Origin of the sequence: Nocardioides psychrotolerans, from assembly GCF_900113685.1 — a bacterium.
Taxonomy (GTDB): domain Bacteria; phylum Actinomycetota; class Actinomycetes; order Propionibacteriales; family Nocardioidaceae; genus Nocardioides; species Nocardioides psychrotolerans.
On the sequence record NZ_FOQG01000002.1, the window covers coordinates 253,950 to 271,081 of the forward strand.

Here is a 17,132-nt window from a genome sequence, read left to right on the forward strand (position 1 = left end):
GACGACTAAGCCTCGTGACGGGGCCGGCCGGTGGCGAACAGCACGCCGGTGACGATCAGGACGACCAGCCCCAGCCCGCCGAGGACCAACGGCACCAGGATGGTGGCGAAGATGCCGCCCACGAAGCTGCCGATGGCGGGGGCAGGTCCGACCTCGACCTCACCGAGCGCGGCGGGGCAGGTGACCTCCAGACGGCCGGATCCGGCGTCGTAGCGGGCGACGCCCTCCCACTCGCGTCCATCGAGGGCGCGGGTGAACGACCCGCCGGGCGACCGACCCCTGATCTGCGAGCCGGACTCGGCGTCGACGACCACACAGTCCAGGTCCGGAGCGCTCGGGTCGGCCCAGAGCAGCACGTCCTGGTCCGTGCCGACCACGACGCTCTGGGGCGTGTCGTCGGCGGTGACGCGGGCGTCGACCTCCAAGAAGCCGGTCAACGTCCACACCAGCAGCCCGATGAACGCCACGATCGCGCCGACGACCATCGCACCCCCGAGGGCGAACCACCACGCGCTCGGCCGGCGGCGGCGCGGGGGAGGCGGAGGAGCGACGTACGGCTGCTGGCCGCCGTACGGTGGCATCGGGGGCTGGGTCATCCCTGCAGGGTGCCCGATTTCGGAGACCTCGCGCGACTCTGGCACAATCGGCGGCTGAGTCCTGCGCGGACGGACCCTCTCACCCGGCCGCCGCAGAGCCCATCGAAGGACCGCCCCGCGTGTTTCCCCACCCGGACCTCGATCCTTCACCCACCACTGAACTCAAGGAGACACCACAACCGTGGCCGTCAAGATCCGTTTGAAGCGCCTGGGCAAGGTCCGGGTGCCGCAATACCGCATCGTCATCGTCGACTCGCGCAAGAAGCGCGACGGCAAGGTGATCGAGGAGATCGGCAAGTACCACCCCAAGGAGGACCCGAGCTACATCAGCGTCGTGTCCGACCGGGCGGTCTACTGGCTCGGAGTCGGCGCGCAGCCGACCGAGGCCGTCGCCAAGATCCTCAAGATCACCGGTGACTGGCAGAAGCACAAGGGCATCGACGGCACCGAGGGCACCCTCAAGGTCGCCGCGCCCAAGCGCGACAAGCAGGAGATCTTCAACGAGGCTCTCAAGGAGTCGGCCAGCGAGCCCAAGGGCGACGCCGTCACCAAGAAGACCGAGAAGAAGAAGGCCGCCAAGGCCGTGGAGCCCGAGGCTGCTGCCGAGGCCCCCGCTGCCGAGGCTCCTGCCGAGGCCCCCGCTGCCGAGGCTCCTGCTGCCGAGGCTCCCGCCGAGGAGGCCGCTCCGGTCCCCGCTGACGAGACCCCGGAGGTGGCGGCCGAGCAGGCCGAGGCCACCGAGGGCGACCAGTCGAAGGCCTGAGCCCGATGCTCGCCGATGCTCTCGAACACCTCGTCCGTGGTGTCGTCGACAACCCCGATGACGTCGTCGTTCGAGACAAGCAGCTGCGTCGTGGCTCGATGCTCGAGGTCCGGGTCCACCCCGACGACCTCGGCAAGGTGATCGGCCGCGGCGGCCGCACGGCGTCCGCGTTCCGCACCGTGATCGGTGCGCTCGCGGGCAAGGACGGCGCCCGCATCGACTTCGTCGACGTGGACCGCCGCCGCTGACGGCGACTCGCACAACAGGTCGAAGAACCACGGACCGGGCGTCCTCCTGCGGGAGGGCGCCCGGTCTGCTTTTCCTGCCCACGGTGCGCTGGCCCTACCCTGAGGCCGTGCAGCAGATCGAGCTCGTGGTCGGACGGATCGGCAAGCCCCACGGCATCCGCGGTGAGGTCACCCTCGACCTGCGCAGCGACGAGCCGGACCGGCGCTTCGCGACCGGAGCCGTCCTCGACGTCGAGGTGCCGCAGGGATCGGGCTTCGCCCATCGCACGCTCACGGTCGCCCGCGCCCGCTGGCACCAGCAGACCCTGCTGGTGACCTTCGAGGAGCTGGTCGACCGCACCACCGCCGAGACCGCCCGCGGCGTCGTCCTGCGCGCCACCGTCGATGCCGGCGAGACGCCCGAGGACCCGGACGAGTTCTACGACCACCAGCTCATCGGGCTCACCGCGGTCGACCTCGAGGGCCGCGAGCTCGGCACCGTCAGCTCCGTCGCGCACGGCGGTGCCCAGGACCTGCTGACCATCCGCACCGCCGACGGGCGCGACGGGCTGGTGCCGTTCGTGAAGGCGCTGGTGCCCGAGGTCGACGTCTCGGGTGGCCGGATCGTCATCGCCGACCGGCCGGGACTGGTGACCCCCCTCGAGGACGACGAGTCGTGAGGCTCGACTACCTCACGATCTTCCCGGACTACTTCGCCCCTCTCGCGCTCTCGCTGCCGGGCAAGGCCCGTGACCGTGGCCTGATCGACGTCCACGTCCACGACCTCCGCTCGTGGACCACCGACCGCCACCACACCGTCGACGACACGCCCTACGGCGGCGGCGCCGGCATGGTCATGAAGCCCGAGCCCTGGGGGGCGGCCTTCGACGAGCTCGAGGTCGACGGCGGCTGCACGATCGTGGTCACCACGCCGTCGGGCGAGCCGTTCAGCCAGGCGCTGGCCCGCGACCTCGCGACGCGTGAGCGCCTGGTCTTCGCCTGCGGGCGCTACGAGGGCATCGACCAGCGGGTGCTCGACCACGCCGCGGGCCGTGCCGAGGTGCGTGAGGTGTCGATCGGCGACTACGTGCTCAATGGAGGAGAGGTCGCGGCCCTCGCGATCACCGAGGCCGTCGTCCGGCTCCTGCCCGGCTTCATGGGCAACGCCGAGTCGCTCACCGAGGAGTCCCACGAGGACGGCCTGCTGGAGTACCCCGTCTACACCAAGCCCGCGAGCTGGCGCGACCTCGACGTGCCCGACGTGCTGCTCTCGGGCGACCACGCGCGCATCGCCCGCTGGCGCCACGACCAGGCCGAGCGTCGTACGACGCAGCGCCGGCCGGACCTGCTGCGACCCAGCAGCGCGGCCGGCCCCGGCGAGTGGGAGGTCGTGCCCGCGACGCGCGGCGACGCGGGGGAGCTCCTCACCCTGCAGCGTGCCTGCTGGCTCCAGGAGGCGGTCGCCAACGAGAGCGTGACCGGGATCCCCGCACTGCACGAGTCCCTCGACGACGTCGTCGCAGGGCTGGCGGGGCCGGATGGCTGGACCACCGTGGTCGTGCGCTCGCACGGTCGGCTGGTGGGGGCTGCGCGCGGCCGGCTCGACGGTGACGTCTGGGACATCGGCCGGATCATGGTCGCGCCCGACCTCCAGGGCCGCGGTCTCGGACGCCTGCTGCTGGAGCACGTCCAGGCGATCGCGCCGCCTGCCGCGACGTCGTACGCGTTGTTCACGGGGGAGCGCAGCGTCGACAACCTGCGGATGTACAAGAAGGCGGGTTTCCGGCGGCGCCCCGACCTGCCGTCGCCACCGCTCGCGGTGGTGCTGACCAAGCCGAGACGTTGATTTCGGTCGGGGCCCGGCGGTGTGGCAAACTCGACCCCCGGTCCAGTCGGCCGAAGGTCCGCTCCGAAGCACACCCGGAGGGTCTGCGTCGGGTTCCTGCCACAGGGGGAGCCTTGCGCCGCCGGCCACACGTCTGGCCCACACCGCTGAACCCACCCGACACCGCGCCTGACCTGTGGCACTCGCGAGGAGAAATCATGACCAACCTCATTGCCGAGCTCGGCAACGCCGCCAAGCGCGACGACGTCCCGGCCTTCCGCGCCGGTGACAACATCAAGGTCCACGTGAAGGTCGTCGAGGGCAACCGCGCGCGTGTCCAGATCTTCCAGGGTGTCGTCATCCGCATCCACGGCTCCGGCATCGGCCGCACGTTCACCGTCCGCAAGGTCTCCTTCGGCGTCGGCGTCGAGCGCACCTTCCCGCTGCACTCCCCGATCTTCGAGCAGATCGAGATCGTGACCCGCGGCGACGTGCGTCGCGCCAAGCTCTACTACCTGCGCAACCTGCGCGGCAAGGCTGCCAAGATCAAGGAGCGTCGCGAGTTCTGAGCCCCCGGCTCTCCCGCGAACGACCGTCCTTAGACTCTGCGCGTGACCTCTGACTCCCGCGGCAACGAGCCCGTCGAGCCCTCCCAGGAGGGCGCCTCCGACCCGGCTGCTGCTGATGACTCAGGGGTCGCGCGCACTGTCGTCTCCGAGCCCAGCAACGAGCCCGCCGCGGTCGAGGACGACGGCACGACGACGAAGAGGAAGCGCAAGAACCTGCCGATCTGGCAGGAGACGATCCTGCTGCTCGGCGTCGCGCTGGTGCTCGCGATCGTCATCAAGGCGCTCTTCGTCCAGGCGTTCTACATCCCGTCGGAGTCGATGGAGCCGGGCCTGGTCAAGAACGACCGGATCCTGGTGCAGAAGCCGTCCTACTGGTTCGATGGCTCGCCCTCGCGCGGCGACGTCGTCGTGTTCGAGGACCCGGGCGGCTGGCTCGGCGCCGCCGAGGACAGCGGCCCCACCAACGCCTTCACCGGCGCGCTGGCCAAGATCGGGCTCTACCCGACCGGCGGTCACCTGGTGAAGCGCGTCATCGGTGTCGAGGGCGACGTCATCGAGTGCTGCGACGTGGAGGGGCGGCTCCTGGTCAACGGCGTGCCGCTCGAGGAGGACGACTACGTCCCCGCCGAGGTCGGCATCAAGTGCAAGGGCCCGATGACGGGCAACTGCGACTGGAGCGCCGGTCCTGTGCCCGAGGGTCACATCTTCGTCATGGGCGACAACCGCGCGCACTCCGCCGACTCCACGGTGCACCTGTGCACCGATGCCGAGACCGACTGCAGCGACAGCCCCTACGTCTCCACCGACCTCGTGGTCGGCAAGGTCTTCGTGCTGGTCTGGCCGCGCGACCGCTTCGACTGGCTCGACCGGCCCGAGACGTTCGCGGACGTGCCGGCACCCGACGCTGCCCCCGCCGCAGACTGAGCGCTCGTGAGTGACCTGCCCCGAGGTCTCACCGTGCGTCGTGACGCCGGGCTCTACGGCTACGAGCGGGCGCTGCGCCGTCATGGCATCGAGCCGATCGCCGGGGTCGACGAGGCGGGGCGTGGCGCTTGTGCCGGACCCCTCGTGGCGGGCGCGGCCATCCTCCCGCCCGGGAGAGCCGGGATCATCCCCGGGCTGGCCGACTCCAAGCTGCTGACCGAGAAGGCGCGTGAGCGCTGCTATGAGCAGGTCGTGCGCCGCGCCTCGTCCTGGGCGGTCGTCGTCGTGGAGCACGACGAGTGCGACCGGCTCGGGATGCACGTGGCCAACATCGAGGCCCTGCGGCGTGCCGTCGCGCTGCTCGAGCTGCCTCCTGCCTACGTCCTGACCGACGGCTTCCCGGTCGACGGGCTCGGGGTCCCGGGGCTCGCGATCTGGAAGGGCGACCGGGTCGCGGCCTGCATCTCGGCCGCCTCGGTCCTTGCCAAGGTGACCCGCGACCGCCTGATGAGGGACCTCGACGGCGAGTGGCCGGCGTACGACTTCAAGACGCACAAGGGCTACATCACCGAGACCCACGCCGCTGCGCTGACCGAGCACGGCCCCTCGCCGGTGCACCGCATGCGCTTCGTCAACGTACGCCGTGCGGCCGGCCTGGAGCGCCTCCCGGGGCCGTCGGTGGCTGAGGGCGCCTCAGAGCCGCTGCGGTAGCCCGAAGACGGTCTGCACGCCGGAGGAGAACAGCACCGAGTCGGGAGCGCGGTCCGTGACGCCAGGCAGGCCCGCCGCTTTGACCAGCTGGTCGTCCACGGACAGGGCGCGGGCGTGGCGCAGCGGCCAGGGCGCATGGGTGTTGGGGATCCACCAGCTGCGACCGAAGCGACGCGTATGGAGCCCGAAGCGGGCGGTGAGGAACAGCTCGAGGCCCTGAGGGTCCTCGAGGGTGTCGCCGACCTCGACCTCGACGCGGCTGTGGGGCCGAGACAGGCTGCGTCGGCGGCTGTCGTAGCGCATCCGCAGTCCCCCCGGGTCCGGCGGCAGTGCCGGGGGAGTGCACGACATCCGCGCCCACTGGTAGGGCACACCGAAGGAGGCGTTGGCGCCGGCCACGACGGCCAGCCGCTCGGCCTCCAGCGAGGCGAACACGACGCCACGGCGTCCGGCGTCGTCGATCGTGTAGTAGCGCACGTTGGTCTCCAGGAACGTGCCCAGCCAGGGAACGGCAGGACCGTGACCGATGCCGGCACCGACCATCCGGAACGGGATGAGCCCGACCCAGCCGCTGCCGTCGTAGGTGTCCGGGCGGACGCCGTCGGGCAGCTGCGGAGCCAGCAGGTCGGGGTCGACACGCCAGTGCAGGAAGCTGATGTCGCGCCACCACTGGCTCATGATCTGCCGCGACGGCAGGGGCGGCCCCTGGGCCACGATCGGTCGGGGTATCCCTCGTGCCGCGCTGCCTTCCGTCGCCCTCACACGTCTACGATGCCAGTGCCGTGGGTACGCCCGACCGCGCGAGCCCGATCCGTCCGTCCCCGACCGCCCCCCGACGACCCGCAGGAGACCTGATGAGCGCCGAGGATCTCGAGAAGTACGAGACCGAGCAGGAGCTCACCCTCTACCGCGAATACCGCGACGTCGTCGGCATCTTCAAGTACGTCGTCGAGACCGACCGACGCTTCTACCTGTGCAACCAGGTCGACGTGAAGGCCCGCACCGAGGCCGGCGACGTCTTCTTCGAGGTGTCGATGAGCGACGCCTGGGTGTGGGACATGTATCGCCCCGCGCGCTTCGCCAAGAACGTGAAGGTCCTGACGTTCAAGGACGTCAACGTCGAGGAGCTCAACCAGTCCGAGATCGACCTGCCGAAGCCCTGACCTGGGGATATACCCCCTGGGGCATGTCCAGTCCGGAGCTCGTTTTCAGCACGGTTCCAGAGTGGAGGCTCTACCCTTAATTGGGGGAAGACCACATGAGGTGGGCCCGCCCCCACGGGGTGGGAGTCATGGACGGTTGGCACAGGCAGCAAGCACGTCGCTCGCAGAGCGGTGCGTCGGCCGTCGAGTTCGCCCTCGTCGTTCCGCTCCTGCTGCTCCTGCTCTTCGGCATCATCAGCTACGGCGTGATGCTCAGCTTCCGCCAGACGCTCAGCCAGGCCGCGGCCGAGGGAGCACGCGCTGCCGCTGTGACGTTTCTCGAAGCCGACAAGCAGGACGCCGGCTATGACGCGATCGACGGCGCCTTCGACAGCTTCGGGGCCACCTGTGATGCCGGCGTCCTTCGCAAGGGCAGCGCCGCGGTCGGCACCTGCAGCGTGACAGCACCGGGCCCCTGCACGCCGGCCTCCACCGGAGTCGAATGCGTGACCGTGACCCTGAGCTACAACTACCGCGACCACCCGATCGTCCCGTCCTTCCCTGGTGTGGGCTACGTGATGCCGTCGGTCCTGACCTATTCGGCCCAGGCGAGGGTCAGTTGACCAGGAGGCGCGATGAGCGGGGAGCCGTCGCGATCATCGCCGGGGTCATCTCGATGGTGCTCATCATCGTCGCTGCCTTCGCCGTCGACCTCGGGATGCAGCGCGTCGCGCGTCGTGACATGCAGTCGCTGGCCGACGTGGTCGCCCTGGACCTGGTCCGCGAGCTCGATGGTCAGCGAACCGTCTCGCAGCTGACACCGCTCATGCCAGGACTGGCCCAGGCCAGCCTGGTGCGCAACCAACTGTGCGGACCGGCGGCGAGCCGTCAGGTCTGCAACGTGGGTGGCGTCCCCCAGGTCACCGTCGAGCTGGGCACGCTCAGCCCCACGGGTGCGTTCATGCCCACCACAGCTGCGGCTGTCGTGCCGAGAGCCGTGCGGGTCACTGCGGCCACGAGCGTCGGCTTCGCCTTCGTCCCCGGCAGCGGGGGTGCTGTCCGCACGGCAGTGGCCAACACCGACTCGGGTGCCTGCTTCAAGATCGGTTCGGTCGGGGCAGCCCTCGACACCAAGCGCTCGGCCCTGCTGAACGCGGTGCTGGGCCAGGCCCTCGGGAGCCCGGTCAGTCTCTCGATCGCCAGCTACCAGGGTCTCGCCAACGCCTCGCTGTCGCTCCTGGACCTGATCGGCGTCCCGTCCCTGGGTGTCGGGACGGTCGACCAGCTGCTGACGACCGAGGTGTCGCTGGCCAAGCTCTACACCGCTTCAGCGGTCGTGCTGCGACGCCAGGGTGACACCGCGCAGGCCGCCGTGCTCGATGCGTTCGCGCTCGCGGTGGGATCGGCCGCCACCGTCGGTGTCGGCACGCTCATCAACGTCGACCAGGGCAACGGCGCCGCAGCCGCCGCGTCCCTCAACGCCCTCGACCTGCTCTACGGCGCTGCGACTGTCTCCAACGGCCAGTCGTTCGTCGAGGTACCTTCCCTGGGCATCAACCTGCCCCTGGCGTCCCTGACGGGCAGCGTCCGAGTAGGTCAGGCAGCCAAGGCCGGTTGCGGGCGAGTCCCGACAGCCACAGCGACCACACAGCAGGTGAGCGCCAACCTCAACGGCTCCATCGCCTCGCTGCCGGGGGTCACCGCCGTCGGGCTGACCGTCAGTTCCACGAGCGTCACCATCACCAACCTTAGCGTCACTGCCGCCAACGCCACCGGCACCCTGACTGCCGCGACCTGCGGGACTCCTGACGTCGCCAAGCCCGACGTGATGTCAGTCCTCGCAACGCCTGGTCTGGTGACCATCACCGGCAACCTGTCGGTCCGTCTCGGCGCCCAGATGCAGTTGCCCCTCGGGCTCCTCGGCGCGATGGTGCTGGTGGACCTCGACATCGTGATCCCGGCGACGTTGAACGCGAGCTCGTCAGCGGCGGGCACCACGGTCAATATGCAGTTCCCGACCCTGGGTTCCTACAGCGCTGCCTATCCGGCGGGCTCCGCCGGGGTAGGGCTCTCCCCAGGAGCGGTCACCCTGAGCAGGAGCACGACGACGGTCACGGCCACCCTGTTGGGCATCCCCCTCGCGTTGGGAGGCTCGTTGGCCACGGTCCTCGATGCGGCGATGACGATCACGTCCTCCCTGACGACCCAGCTCAACTCGGCACTCGTGCTGCCCCTGATGGCCACGCTCGGCGTGAGGATCGCCAGCGCGGACGTCTTCGGGCTCCCCAGGCCGCTCTGCTCCGAGCCTGCTCTGCGAGGCTGAGTCCGCTCCTCCGATCGGCCATTTCTGCTAGTCATCACTGCCCAACGAGTGCAGTAGTGGCACCGCGACGGCTCTGGCTGACCTAACGTGGGTCGTGGGGGTTGACTTGGGGGCCACCTAGAGGAGCAAGGACGTGCCGGAGCTGTTGCGACGACGGAGTGGTCGTCGCGCCGAGCGTGGCGCCGCTGCCCTCGAGTTCGCGCTGATCGCCCCGCTGCTAATGCTGATGCTGATAGGCATCATCACCTACGGCTACATGCTGAGCTTTCGCCAGTCACTGAGCCAGGCAGCGGCCGAAGGCGCGCGAGCAGCCGCGGTCGCCCCGTTGTCCGCGAACCGGGCTGCCCTGGCCACGTCGGCTGTCGGCTCGGCGATGGGCGTCGCCTGCGGTTCGACCTACCTGACGTGCACGGTGACCTTCCCGACAACCTGCACCTGTGTCTCGGTGACCGTGACCCACAGCTACAAGGCCGACCCGAGCAAGCCCGTCTTCCTCGGCCTGGGGCTCGTGATCCCCGACAAGCTCACCTACACGGCCGTCTCCGAGGTCAGCTGATGGCGCGCCGGGACGAACGAGGTGGGGTCGCGGTGCTGACCGCCGCTGCCGTGGCAGTGCTTGTCGTCGCAGCAGCGTTCGCCGTCGACCTCGGCATGCAACGGGTGGTGCGCAGCGACATGCAGGCCCTCGCGGACGTCGTAGCTCTCGACGCGGCCCGACTCCTCGATGGCAGGAAGGCCGGCGAGATCCGCACGGGGACGCCGTCGCTCCAGACCACCATCGACGCCAGTGCCGCCCGCAACTCCACCTCCCTCGGTCAGGTGACCGGCGTGACCGCCACGCTGATCTACGTCGTGACGGGAGCCGACGGCGCCCAGCTGCCCCGGACCTTGCCATCCGGTGCGGTGGAGGAGGTGGCCAACGGCGCCGTCCCCGACGGGGTCCTCGTCGAGGCCCGTGGCGTCGTCGACTTCGCGTTCGCGCCTGGCTCGGGTGCAGCCACCAGGACCGCGCTGGCGAAAGCATCGTCGACGGCGTGCTACCGGCTCGGCTCCTATGTCGCCGCGGTCCGATCCGGTGACTCCGCGCTCGTGAGCCAGCTCAACAACTTCCTCGGCCTCAACCTGAGCGTGCTCAGCTACCAGCAGATCGCCGCAGCCGACATCACTCTCGCCCAGCTCGCCGCGGACACCAGGATCGGAAGCGCCGAACAGCTCCTGACCGGGACGGTCGGTCTCGCCAACCTGGTGAACGCCACGATCGACGCCCTGAAGAAGGAGTCGACCGACAACAGCCTGGCCGTCACGGCGCTCTCGTCCTTCCTCGCGCTCGCGACGAAGACCCCCCTGGTCCGCGTCGGTGATGCGTTGAGCGTCTCCCCGACCGATGCGGCCGCACTGAAGACCGACTTCAGTGTGCTGGACATCCTGGCCGGTGCCGTGATGGTGGCCAACGGACGTCATGCGATCGACATCCCCAACATTCAGGCCGGGGTGCCCGGAGTCGGCAACGTGACCGGATCCCTCTACGTGCAGCAGGGTCCTCAGCTGGCTTGTGGTGCGCCCGGCAGCGCCGTCTCGGTCGCCAAGACGAGTCAGGTCTCCACTGACGCGACGGTCAGTTTCCTCAACACCCCCAGCATCAACATCGGGTCCGGCTTCCTCATCGACGGCACCCTCCAGACGAGCAAGGCGACCGGCGGCATCACGATCAACCTCGGCAACGCCCAGGGGCGGCTGAGCACCAGCCCACCGGTCCACTGTGGGGCACGGACGCTGGCTGACCCCCACACCTTCAGCGTGGACGTCACCTCCGGTGTGGCCGACTACTCGCTGAACGCGGCAATCGAGCTGGGTGGCAAGGTCACGCTCGGAGTGCTGGGCAAGATCGATGTCGCTGCCACGGTCTCGATCAGGCTGGCTGCCCCGACGGGAGCCCCGGCGACGATCGCAGCGCTGAGGATGCCGCCCAACGACACCGTCCCCGTCGAAGTCGGCCAGGACCCCGATCTGCTCCGGAGCGCGATCCCGGTGGTGAGCGTCGATCAGCTCGACTTCACCGTCTCGGCCGACGGGCTGCTCACGCTCGGGGTCACGCTCAGTGCTCTGACCGCCAATATCACGCAGGCGATCCTGTCGGGCGTCATCGGCCCGGACGGCTTCGTGGAGAAGACCCTGCGACCCTTCGCCTACAACCTCGACAGCATGGTCGTGAATCCTGTGGCATCCCTGCTGGGGCTCCGGGTCGGGGGAGCCGACGTCTTCGCCGTGCAGGCGATCTGCAACGTCCCTGTCCTCCGCCACTGAGGCGCGACCACGAGTCGTCCACAGGCCGACGGAGGACGGCGTCGTCCACAGCCCGCTCGCCCACGCGTCCCCGCCGTCGGCTCACTCAGGCAGCCTCGACGCAGGAGGTCAGGCGATGACGACGACAGCAGCGGCCCGGCAGGCGTTGGGCACGTACGGAGAATCGGTGGCGGCTCGCCACCTCGTGGAGCAGGGGTTGGTCCTGCTCGACCGCAACTGGCGGTGCGGCGCGGGGGAGATCGACCTGGTGCTCCGGGAAGGTCACGTGCTGGTCGTCTGCGAGGTCAAGACCCGCAGCAGCGACGCCTTCGGCACGCCCCATGAGGCAGTCGGTGCGGAGAAGCGGGACCGGCTCGGGGTCCTCGCCCTGCGCTGGGCCGCAGACCACGGCCTGACCCCTCCCGACACGCGCATCGACCTGGTCGCGGTGATGCGGCCACCGCGGGGTCCCGCCGTGGTCGAGCACGTGAGAGGGATCTGATGGCGTTCGCGACCGCACGCTCGGTGTGTCTCGACGGCGCAGTCGGCCACCTCATCGACGTCCAGGCAGACGTGTCACCCGGTGCGGTCGGCACCACCCTTGTCGGGCGTGCCGACCCGGCTCTCAACGAGGCGCGGGACCGCTGCCGGATGGCCATCATCAACAGCGACCTCCGGTGGCCTGCGACCAAGCGCATCACGGTGCTGCTCTCGCCTGCCGACCTGCTCAAGCGCGGCACCCACTTCGACCTCGCGATCTGCGTCGCGGTCCTGGCCGCCGACGCCGTGGTGCCGCGTGGCTCCCTCGAGCAGACGGCCTTCATCGGCGAGGTGTCGCTCGACGGTCGGCTGCGCTGCGTCGCGGGGGTCCTGCCGATGGTGCTGGCGGCGGCCGCCCGCGGCGTGACCCGGGTCTTCGTCCCGGAGCCCTGTGCCCAGGAGGCGTCGATGGTGCCGGGAATGACCGTGCTCGGCATGCGTTCCCTGGCCCAGGTCGCCGCCGAGCTTGCGGGGGAGGAGGTGCCCGAGGCGCCGCCCGTCGCGCCGATGTCGGGCACCCGGCTTCTCTCCTGGCGAGGCGACGAGCGCCTCGAGGAGGTCGACTTCGCCGACCTGCACGGGTTGCGCGAGACCAAGTACGCCGTTGAGGTCGCCGCCGCAGGCGGCCACCACGTCCTGCTCTCCGGGCCCAAGGGCTCGGGCAAGACCAGCATCGCCGAGCGGATCCCGACGATCATCCCGGAGCTGGCCCCCGAGGAGTCCCTGGAGCTCACCGCGATCCACTCCCTCTGTGGTGCCCTCGACGCCGGTCAGGGGATGGTGCTCCGGGCCCCCTTCCGAGCTCCCCACCACGACGCGAGCAAGGCCAGCCTGATCGGGGGCGGCTCCGGGCAGGTGCGGCCGGGCGAGATCAGTCGCGCTCATGGTGGTGTCCTCTTCCTGGACGAATTTCCTTTGTTCCGGTCCGACGTGATCGACGCGTTGCGCCAACCCATGGAGAGCGGCGACGTCACGATCGCCCGGCACGGTGAGGCGGCAGTCCTGCCGGCGCGGGGCATGGTGGTGCTGGCGTGCAACCCATGTCCCTGCGGCGACTACCGGCCGTCGGTCGGTCGCAACAAGTGCAGCTGCCGCGAGGTGGTCCGCCGCGACTACCAGGCCCGCGTCAAGGGGCCGGTGACCGACCGGATCGACATCACCCGACACGTCGAGCCGCCGATGCCGCACGAGCGCAGTGACCGGTTCGACGTCCTCGAGACCTCCGCGGAGATCCGGGCCAGGGTCGAGGTGGCGCGCCGCCTGCAGGCGGTCCGCTACGCCGACTGCAGCTGGCGGCTCAACGGCCAGGCGCCAGGACCTGCTCTGCGTGAGAGGTGGCCATTGCCACCGGCAGCCCAACGGCTGCTCGACGACGCGGTCTTCGCCGGTCGCCTCACGAGCCGTGGGGCAGTGCGTGTGCACCGGCTCGCGATGACGATCGCCGACCTCGCCGCGGTGCGGGCGGGTGTCAACGTGCGCCCCGGAGCGGTCGAGGTCGAGACGGCCCTCCGCCTCCGGGCAGGCGATCCGCTGCTGGCGCGCCAGGTCGCTCCAGCGGTCGTGGGCACGGTCGAGGAGGTGGCCGGATGACTTCCGCTGAGCGGTTGGCCCGCGTCGCGCTCAGCCGGCTGACCGAGCCCGGGGACCCCCGGTTCACCAAGCTCGTCGCCGAGCTGGGGGGCGCCAGCCTCCACGGCATGCTGCTGCGGCAGGAGGACTCCCACGGCATGCTCACCGACGTCGCAGCCCGGTTGGGTTCCACCGACCCGGAGCGAGAGCTCGACCGGGCCGACCGCCTCGGGATCCGCTTCGTCATCCCGAGCGACCCCGAGTGGCCCAGCCAGCTCGGAGACCTGATGAATGCCCCCGAGCTCCACCAGCGTGGTGGTCCGCCGATCGGCCTGTGGGTCAAGGGGCCGTGGCGCCTCGACCAGCTGGGGGCTTCCGTGGCCGTGGTCGGCTCGCGCTCCTCCACCACCTACGGCGACCAGGTGTCCTCCGAGATGGGGGCGGTCCTGGTGCGGCACGGTGCCCCGGTGATCTCGGGAGCGGCCTTCGGCATCGACCAGGCCGCCCACCGCGGGGCGATCGCCATGGAAGGACCGACCGTCGCGGTGCTGGCCTGCGGCGCCGACCGCGCCTACCCCGCGGCCCACCAGTCGCTGATCGACCACATCGCCCAGCACGGCGCCGTGGTCTCCGAGGCGCCGCCCGGCTGCGCGCCGACGCGGATCCGCTTCCTGGCGCGCAACCGCCTCATCGCGGCCTTGTCGCGCGGCACCGTCGTGGTGGAGGCCGCCCAGCGCAGCGGCGCCCTCAACACCGCCTCGTGGGCCGAGCGCCTCAACCGCCAGGTCCTCGCCGTCCCGGGCCCGGTGACCAGCGCCCAGTCCCAGGGGGCCCACGACCTGGTGCGGCGAGGCGTCGCCACGTTGGTGACGAATGCCCACGAGGTCCTGGAGATGGTGGGAGGAGTCGGGGAGCACCTGCTGGAGTCGCCGCAGGAGCCGCTCACGGTGCGGGACCGACTCACCCTGCGCCACCGGCAGGTGCTCGACGCCGTGCCGGTCGCCGCCGGCGTCGGCACCGACTCGGTGGCCCGCACCGCCGGCCTAGGCATCGTGGAGGTGCGCTCCGCGCTGGTGCACCTCGAGAAGACCGGGCTCGTCGAGCAGGACGGCGTCGGCTGGCGCCTCGGAGTGCTGGGGCGCGCCTGAGTCATGGCTGACCGCTGCGCTCCTAGAGTGAGGCCGTGACTGCCGACCCGACGCCCGAGGAGACGGCCGGCCTGCTGCCGGAGCCGATGGCGCGGGTGCTCGGCGACTACGAGCGTCACCTCGTCTCGGAGCGAGACCTCACGCCCCACACGGTCCGGGCCTACACCGCCGACGTCGCCGGTCTGCTCGAGCACGCCTCACGGCTCGGATGCACCGAAGTCACCGACGTCGACCTCCGCACGCTGCGCAGCTGGCTGGCGAAGCAGCAGACGATGGGCCTGTCTCGCACCACGATCGCCCGGCGCGCCACCGCAGCCCGCGTCTTCACGGCCTGGCTTGCGCGCACGGCACGGGCCCCCTCCGACGTCGGCGCGTCCCTGGGCTCACCCAAGGCCCACAAGACGCTCCCTCCGGTGCTTCGCGCCGACGAGGCGAGCGACCTGATCGCCGCCGCGGCCGAGCTGGCCGACGACGGCAGCCCGATCGGACTGCGAGACGTCGCGATGCTGGAGCTGCTCTACGCCACCGGCATCCGGGTCGGCGAACTCGTCGGTCTCGACATCGACGACATCGACCGTGACCGCTACGTCATCCGGGTGTTCGGCAAGGGCCGCAAGGAGCGCTCGGTGCCGTTCGGCCGGCCGGCCGCGCGGGCCCTGGACTTCTGGCAGCGCCAGGGGCGACCGCACCTGCAGGTGGACGGGTCCGGTCCGGCGCTCTTCCTCGGGGCCCGCGGCAAGCGCATCGACCCGCGGGCCGTCCGCACCCTGGTCCACCAGCGCATCGCCGAGGTGCCGGGCGCCCCTGACATCGGTCCGCACGGCCTGCGTCACACCGCCGCGACCCACCTGCTCGAAGGCGGGGCCGACCTGCGCTCGGTGCAGGAGCTGCTGGGTCACGCCTCGTTGGCCACGACCCAGCTCTACACGCACGTCACCACCGACCGTCTCCGTCGCGCCTACCAGCAGGCCCACCCCCGCGCCTGACGGGAACCGTCACCGGTAGGGCCGGGTCGGGCCGGGTCAGGGCGAGAGGGAGGGCAGGCCGACAGCCGAGGCAGCGGCGAGGAGCCTGCGGTCGTAGGTCACCATCACGTCGGCCTCGTGCAAGACCGCGGTGGCGAGGTGCAGGGCGTCGAGGCTGCGTAGGTCGGTGCCGGGCAGCACCCCGGCGGTGTGGAAGACCTTGCGGCCCATGCGCAGGAGGCGCACTCCGTCGACGAGGGAGGTCACGTCCTCCTGAGGGAGGGACACGCGGGCGGCGAAGCGACGCATCTCTGTCTCGAGCAGCACCGCTGACGCGACGACGTCGTCCTCGTGCAGCTGGGTCAGGAAGTCGACCAGGGCGGCGCTCTCGGGCTCCTCGACGAGGAGCTTCGCTGCGGCCGACGACTCCAGGTAGACGATCACAGCCGCTCCTCGCGCAGCTCGTCCAACACCTCCGCCGTCGATCGCGGAAGGCTGCGCCTCGGCAGGTCGGACCACCCACCTCGACGCGTCGCCTCCCGGTCAGTCGGTAGCCCCCCTCGACCAGCTGGCGGAGGAGAGATGATCGCGACCACGACGCCGTGGTTGGTCACCTCGAAGGCCTCTCCGTCGGCGACCCTACGGAGGATCTCGGCGCTGCTGTTGCGCAGCTCGCGGTGGGGAATCCGCTGCACGGTCATCTCCTTCACGTCACGCTCCAGTGCCGTAGCAACTGTAGCAATGAAGGCCATGTCGGGGGTGCGACGAGGAACGGGGCGGGACCTGCTCGCAGGATGGGTGCCTCCCGCGGGCCGACGACGGGCAGGTCTCGCCACAGTGGCAGCAAACGGACTGGGCCACCGCCCACGAGCCGCAGCGGGTCGAGGTAGGTCTCGCCCTCGATCCAGCCCCAGTGCAGGCAGGCGCGCGGGAAGCAGTGGGAGCCCGGGAGCTGGAGGGTGCCGATGCGACCTCCGCGAGCAACGCTCTCGCCGAGAGCGACGGTGGCCGTCACCGGCTCGTAGGTCGTGCGGGTCGGGCCGTGGCCTACGACGACCACCCCGCGGCCGGCGAGGGTCCCGGCGAACGTCACGGTCCCGGCCAGGGCGGCCCGGACCGGCTGGCCGGAGCGCGCCGCGAGGTCGACGCCTCGGTGACCGGCGCCGTAGGCGGAGTCGGGCGGGTCGAACGTCGCGACGACCTCGGGGTCGGGAGCCAGTGGCCACACCCCCACCGGGTCGGGCCCCTCGAGGGCCGAGGCGAGGGGCGCGATCACCACCAGGGCGACCGCGAGGGCGAGGAACGCAGCGAGTGCCGCGCGGGCTCGTGGTCCGGCAGGGGTGGCCGTGGAGGGCGTCATGAGCCGATGATCAGGCGCGTCGGGCAGCCGGCGCGTCCGCAGGAGTGCGACCTGGGGACGACGACGTCCGCGCGGGCCCTTGTGGATGCGGGGTGGGCAGCTCGGGTGGATTGGCGGCCGGTGGCCACGCTCGACTAGTCTGAGCCCATCAGAGCCAGGTCTCGACCCGGTTCTGAAATTCGCACGC

At 70.8% G+C, this 17,132-nt stretch carries 20 protein-coding genes and 2 pseudogenes; 17 read left to right on the forward strand and 5 right to left on the reverse strand.

The window, feature by feature from the left end; genetic code table 11:
* Nucleotides 1-5: 5 nt before the first annotated feature.
* Nucleotides 6-596, reverse strand: a complete 591-nt coding sequence (locus BM204_RS03370) for a hypothetical protein (RefSeq protein WP_143099643.1) — start codon at nucleotides 594-596, stop codon at nucleotides 6-8.
* 181 nt (nucleotides 597-777) lie between these two features.
* Between BM204_RS03370 and rpsP the strand changes: the two are divergent.
* The 8 genes and pseudogenes from rpsP to BM204_RS03405 form a co-directional block, all read left to right on the forward strand.
* Nucleotides 778-1,227 (forward strand): annotated as a pseudogene (rpsP, locus tag BM204_RS03375) (30S ribosomal protein S16); the annotation flags it as partial.
* Between the two features lie 137 nt (nucleotides 1,228-1,364).
* A complete protein-coding gene (locus tag BM204_RS03380; protein ID WP_091110393.1) occupies nucleotides 1,365-1,607 on the forward strand; it encodes an RNA-binding protein in 243 nt (80 codons plus the stop codon).
* Nucleotides 1,608-1,714: 107 nt separating this feature from the next.
* Nucleotides 1,715-2,266: a ribosome maturation factor RimM gene (rimM, locus tag BM204_RS03385; protein WP_218031131.1), complete on the forward strand. Its 552-nt coding sequence runs from the start codon at nucleotides 1,715-1,717 to the stop codon at nucleotides 2,264-2,266.
* Nucleotides 2,263-2,934 (forward strand): annotated as a pseudogene (gene trmD, locus BM204_RS23125) (tRNA (guanosine(37)-N1)-methyltransferase TrmD); the annotation flags it as partial. The gene rimM and the pseudogene trmD, both read left to right, overlap by 4 nt.
* A gap of 126 nt (nucleotides 2,935-3,060) precedes the next feature.
* Complete coding sequence (locus BM204_RS23130; protein WP_256215530.1) at nucleotides 3,061-3,432, forward strand: GNAT family N-acetyltransferase; 372 nt, start codon at nucleotides 3,061-3,063, stop codon at nucleotides 3,430-3,432.
* 197 nt (nucleotides 3,433-3,629) lie between these two features.
* A complete protein-coding gene (gene rplS, locus BM204_RS03395; protein WP_091110397.1) occupies nucleotides 3,630-3,980 on the forward strand; it encodes a 50S ribosomal protein L19 in 351 nt (116 codons plus the stop codon).
* Nucleotides 3,981-4,022: 42 nt separating this feature from the next.
* On the forward strand, nucleotides 4,023-4,904 hold the full coding sequence (gene lepB, locus BM204_RS03400) for a signal peptidase I (RefSeq protein WP_246165838.1): 882 nt from the start codon (nucleotides 4,023-4,025) through the stop codon (nucleotides 4,902-4,904).
* Nucleotides 4,905-4,910: 6 nt separating this feature from the next.
* The gene (locus BM204_RS03405) at nucleotides 4,911-5,615 is read left to right on the forward strand and encodes a ribonuclease HII (protein ID WP_091110399.1); all 705 of its coding nucleotides are present in this window, start codon (nucleotides 4,911-4,913) and stop codon (nucleotides 5,613-5,615) included.
* Here the strand turns inward: BM204_RS03405 and BM204_RS03410 are convergent.
* Nucleotides 5,598-6,329, reverse strand: coding sequence for a YqjF family protein (locus tag BM204_RS03410; protein WP_246165841.1), 732 nt, complete (start codon nucleotides 6,327-6,329; stop codon nucleotides 5,598-5,600). The genes BM204_RS03405 and BM204_RS03410 overlap by 18 nt on opposite strands.
* A 140-nt stretch (nucleotides 6,330-6,469) precedes the next feature.
* Here BM204_RS03410 and BM204_RS03415 point away from each other — a divergent pair, with 140 nt between their 5' ends.
* From BM204_RS03415 to BM204_RS03455, 9 genes are all read left to right on the forward strand, one after another.
* A complete protein-coding gene (locus BM204_RS03415; RefSeq protein WP_091110400.1) occupies nucleotides 6,470-6,778 on the forward strand; it encodes a DUF2469 domain-containing protein in 309 nt (102 codons plus the stop codon).
* 128 nt (nucleotides 6,779-6,906) lie between these two features.
* Nucleotides 6,907-7,380, forward strand: a complete 474-nt coding sequence (locus BM204_RS03420; protein ID WP_170259068.1) for a TadE/TadG family type IV pilus assembly protein — start codon at nucleotides 6,907-6,909, stop codon at nucleotides 7,378-7,380.
* Nucleotides 7,377-9,080 (forward strand): pilus assembly protein TadG-related protein, encoded by a 1,704-nt coding sequence (locus BM204_RS03425; RefSeq protein ID WP_091110403.1) that lies wholly within the window; start codon nucleotides 7,377-7,379, stop codon nucleotides 9,078-9,080. The genes BM204_RS03420 and BM204_RS03425 overlap by 4 nt, the downstream gene beginning before the upstream one ends.
* Before the next feature lie 133 nt (nucleotides 9,081-9,213).
* Entirely contained in the window at nucleotides 9,214-9,636 is a 423-nt protein-coding gene (locus BM204_RS03430; protein ID WP_091110405.1) for a TadE family protein, read from the forward strand.
* Nucleotides 9,636-11,384, forward strand: a complete 1,749-nt coding sequence (locus BM204_RS03435; RefSeq protein ID WP_091110407.1) for a pilus assembly protein TadG-related protein — start codon at nucleotides 9,636-9,638, stop codon at nucleotides 11,382-11,384. Before BM204_RS03430 ends, BM204_RS03435 begins: the two co-directional genes overlap by 1 nt.
* A 115-nt stretch (nucleotides 11,385-11,499) precedes the next feature.
* Nucleotides 11,500-11,865 carry a YraN family protein gene (locus BM204_RS03440; RefSeq protein ID WP_091110409.1) on the forward strand — a complete coding sequence of 122 codons (366 nt, stop codon included), beginning with the start codon at nucleotides 11,500-11,502 and terminating at the stop codon, nucleotides 11,863-11,865.
* Entirely contained in the window at nucleotides 11,865-13,493 is a 1,629-nt protein-coding gene (locus BM204_RS03445; RefSeq protein WP_091110410.1) for a YifB family Mg chelatase-like AAA ATPase, read from the forward strand. The genes BM204_RS03440 and BM204_RS03445 overlap by 1 nt, the downstream gene beginning before the upstream one ends.
* The gene (dprA, locus tag BM204_RS03450) at nucleotides 13,490-14,620 is read left to right on the forward strand and encodes a DNA-processing protein DprA (RefSeq protein ID WP_091110412.1); all 1,131 of its coding nucleotides are present in this window, start codon (nucleotides 13,490-13,492) and stop codon (nucleotides 14,618-14,620) included. Before BM204_RS03445 ends, dprA begins: the two co-directional genes overlap by 4 nt.
* 86 nt (nucleotides 14,621-14,706) lie before the next feature.
* Nucleotides 14,707-15,606, forward strand: a complete 900-nt coding sequence (locus tag BM204_RS03455) for a tyrosine recombinase XerC (RefSeq protein WP_091110712.1) — start codon at nucleotides 14,707-14,709, stop codon at nucleotides 15,604-15,606.
* A 36-nt stretch (nucleotides 15,607-15,642) separates the two neighbouring features.
* Here the strand turns inward: BM204_RS03455 and BM204_RS03460 are convergent, their stop codons facing one another.
* Genes BM204_RS03460 through BM204_RS03470 form a run of 3 tightly spaced genes read right to left on the reverse strand, consistent with a single transcriptional unit; the run spans nucleotide 15,643 to nucleotide 16,945 of the window.
* The gene (locus BM204_RS03460; RefSeq protein ID WP_091110413.1) at nucleotides 15,643-16,029 is read right to left on the reverse strand and encodes a type II toxin-antitoxin system VapC family toxin; all 387 of its coding nucleotides are present in this window, start codon (nucleotides 16,027-16,029) and stop codon (nucleotides 15,643-15,645) included.
* Nucleotides 16,026-16,286, reverse strand: a complete 261-nt coding sequence (locus tag BM204_RS03465; RefSeq protein ID WP_091110714.1) for a type II toxin-antitoxin system Phd/YefM family antitoxin — start codon at nucleotides 16,284-16,286, stop codon at nucleotides 16,026-16,028. The genes BM204_RS03460 and BM204_RS03465 overlap by 4 nt, the downstream gene beginning before the upstream one ends.
* Nucleotides 16,287-16,291: 5 nt before the next feature.
* Entirely contained in the window at nucleotides 16,292-16,945 is a 654-nt protein-coding gene (locus BM204_RS03470) for a M23 family metallopeptidase (protein ID WP_091110415.1), read from the reverse strand.
* Nucleotides 16,946-17,132 lie beyond the last annotated feature (187 nt).

Excerpts from the sequence above, each read along its gene's own strand:
- BM204_RS03445 (WP_091110410.1), top strand. The coding sequence starts at position 11,865 with ATGGCGTTCGCGACCGCACGCTCGGTGTGTCTCGACGGCGCAGTCGGC.
- BM204_RS03380 (WP_091110393.1), top strand. The coding sequence starts at position 1,365 with ATGCTCGCCGATGCTCTCGAACACCTCGTCCGTGGTGTCGTCGACAAC.
- dprA (WP_091110412.1), top strand. The coding sequence starts at position 13,490 with ATGACTTCCGCTGAGCGGTTGGCCCGCGTCGCGCTCAGCCGGCTGACC.
- BM204_RS03465 (WP_091110714.1), bottom strand. The coding sequence starts at position 16,286 with ATGACCGTGCAGCGGATTCCCCACCGCGAGCTGCGCAACAGCAGCGCC.
- BM204_RS03470 (WP_091110415.1), bottom strand. The coding sequence starts at position 16,945 with ATGACGCCCTCCACGGCCACCCCTGCCGGACCACGAGCCCGCGCGGCA.
- BM204_RS03420 (WP_170259068.1), top strand. The coding sequence starts at position 6,907 with ATGGACGGTTGGCACAGGCAGCAAGCACGTCGCTCGCAGAGCGGTGCG.
- BM204_RS03370 (WP_143099643.1), bottom strand. The coding sequence starts at position 596 with ATGACCCAGCCCCCGATGCCACCGTACGGCGGCCAGCAGCCGTACGTC.
- BM204_RS03455 (WP_091110712.1), top strand. The coding sequence starts at position 14,707 with ATGGCGCGGGTGCTCGGCGACTACGAGCGTCACCTCGTCTCGGAGCGA.
- BM204_RS03435 (WP_091110407.1), top strand. The coding sequence starts at position 9,636 with ATGGCGCGCCGGGACGAACGAGGTGGGGTCGCGGTGCTGACCGCCGCT.
- BM204_RS03440 (WP_091110409.1), top strand. The coding sequence starts at position 11,500 with ATGACGACGACAGCAGCGGCCCGGCAGGCGTTGGGCACGTACGGAGAA.
- rplS (WP_091110397.1), top strand. The coding sequence starts at position 3,630 with ATGACCAACCTCATTGCCGAGCTCGGCAACGCCGCCAAGCGCGACGAC.
- BM204_RS03415 (WP_091110400.1), top strand. The coding sequence starts at position 6,470 with ATGAGCGCCGAGGATCTCGAGAAGTACGAGACCGAGCAGGAGCTCACC.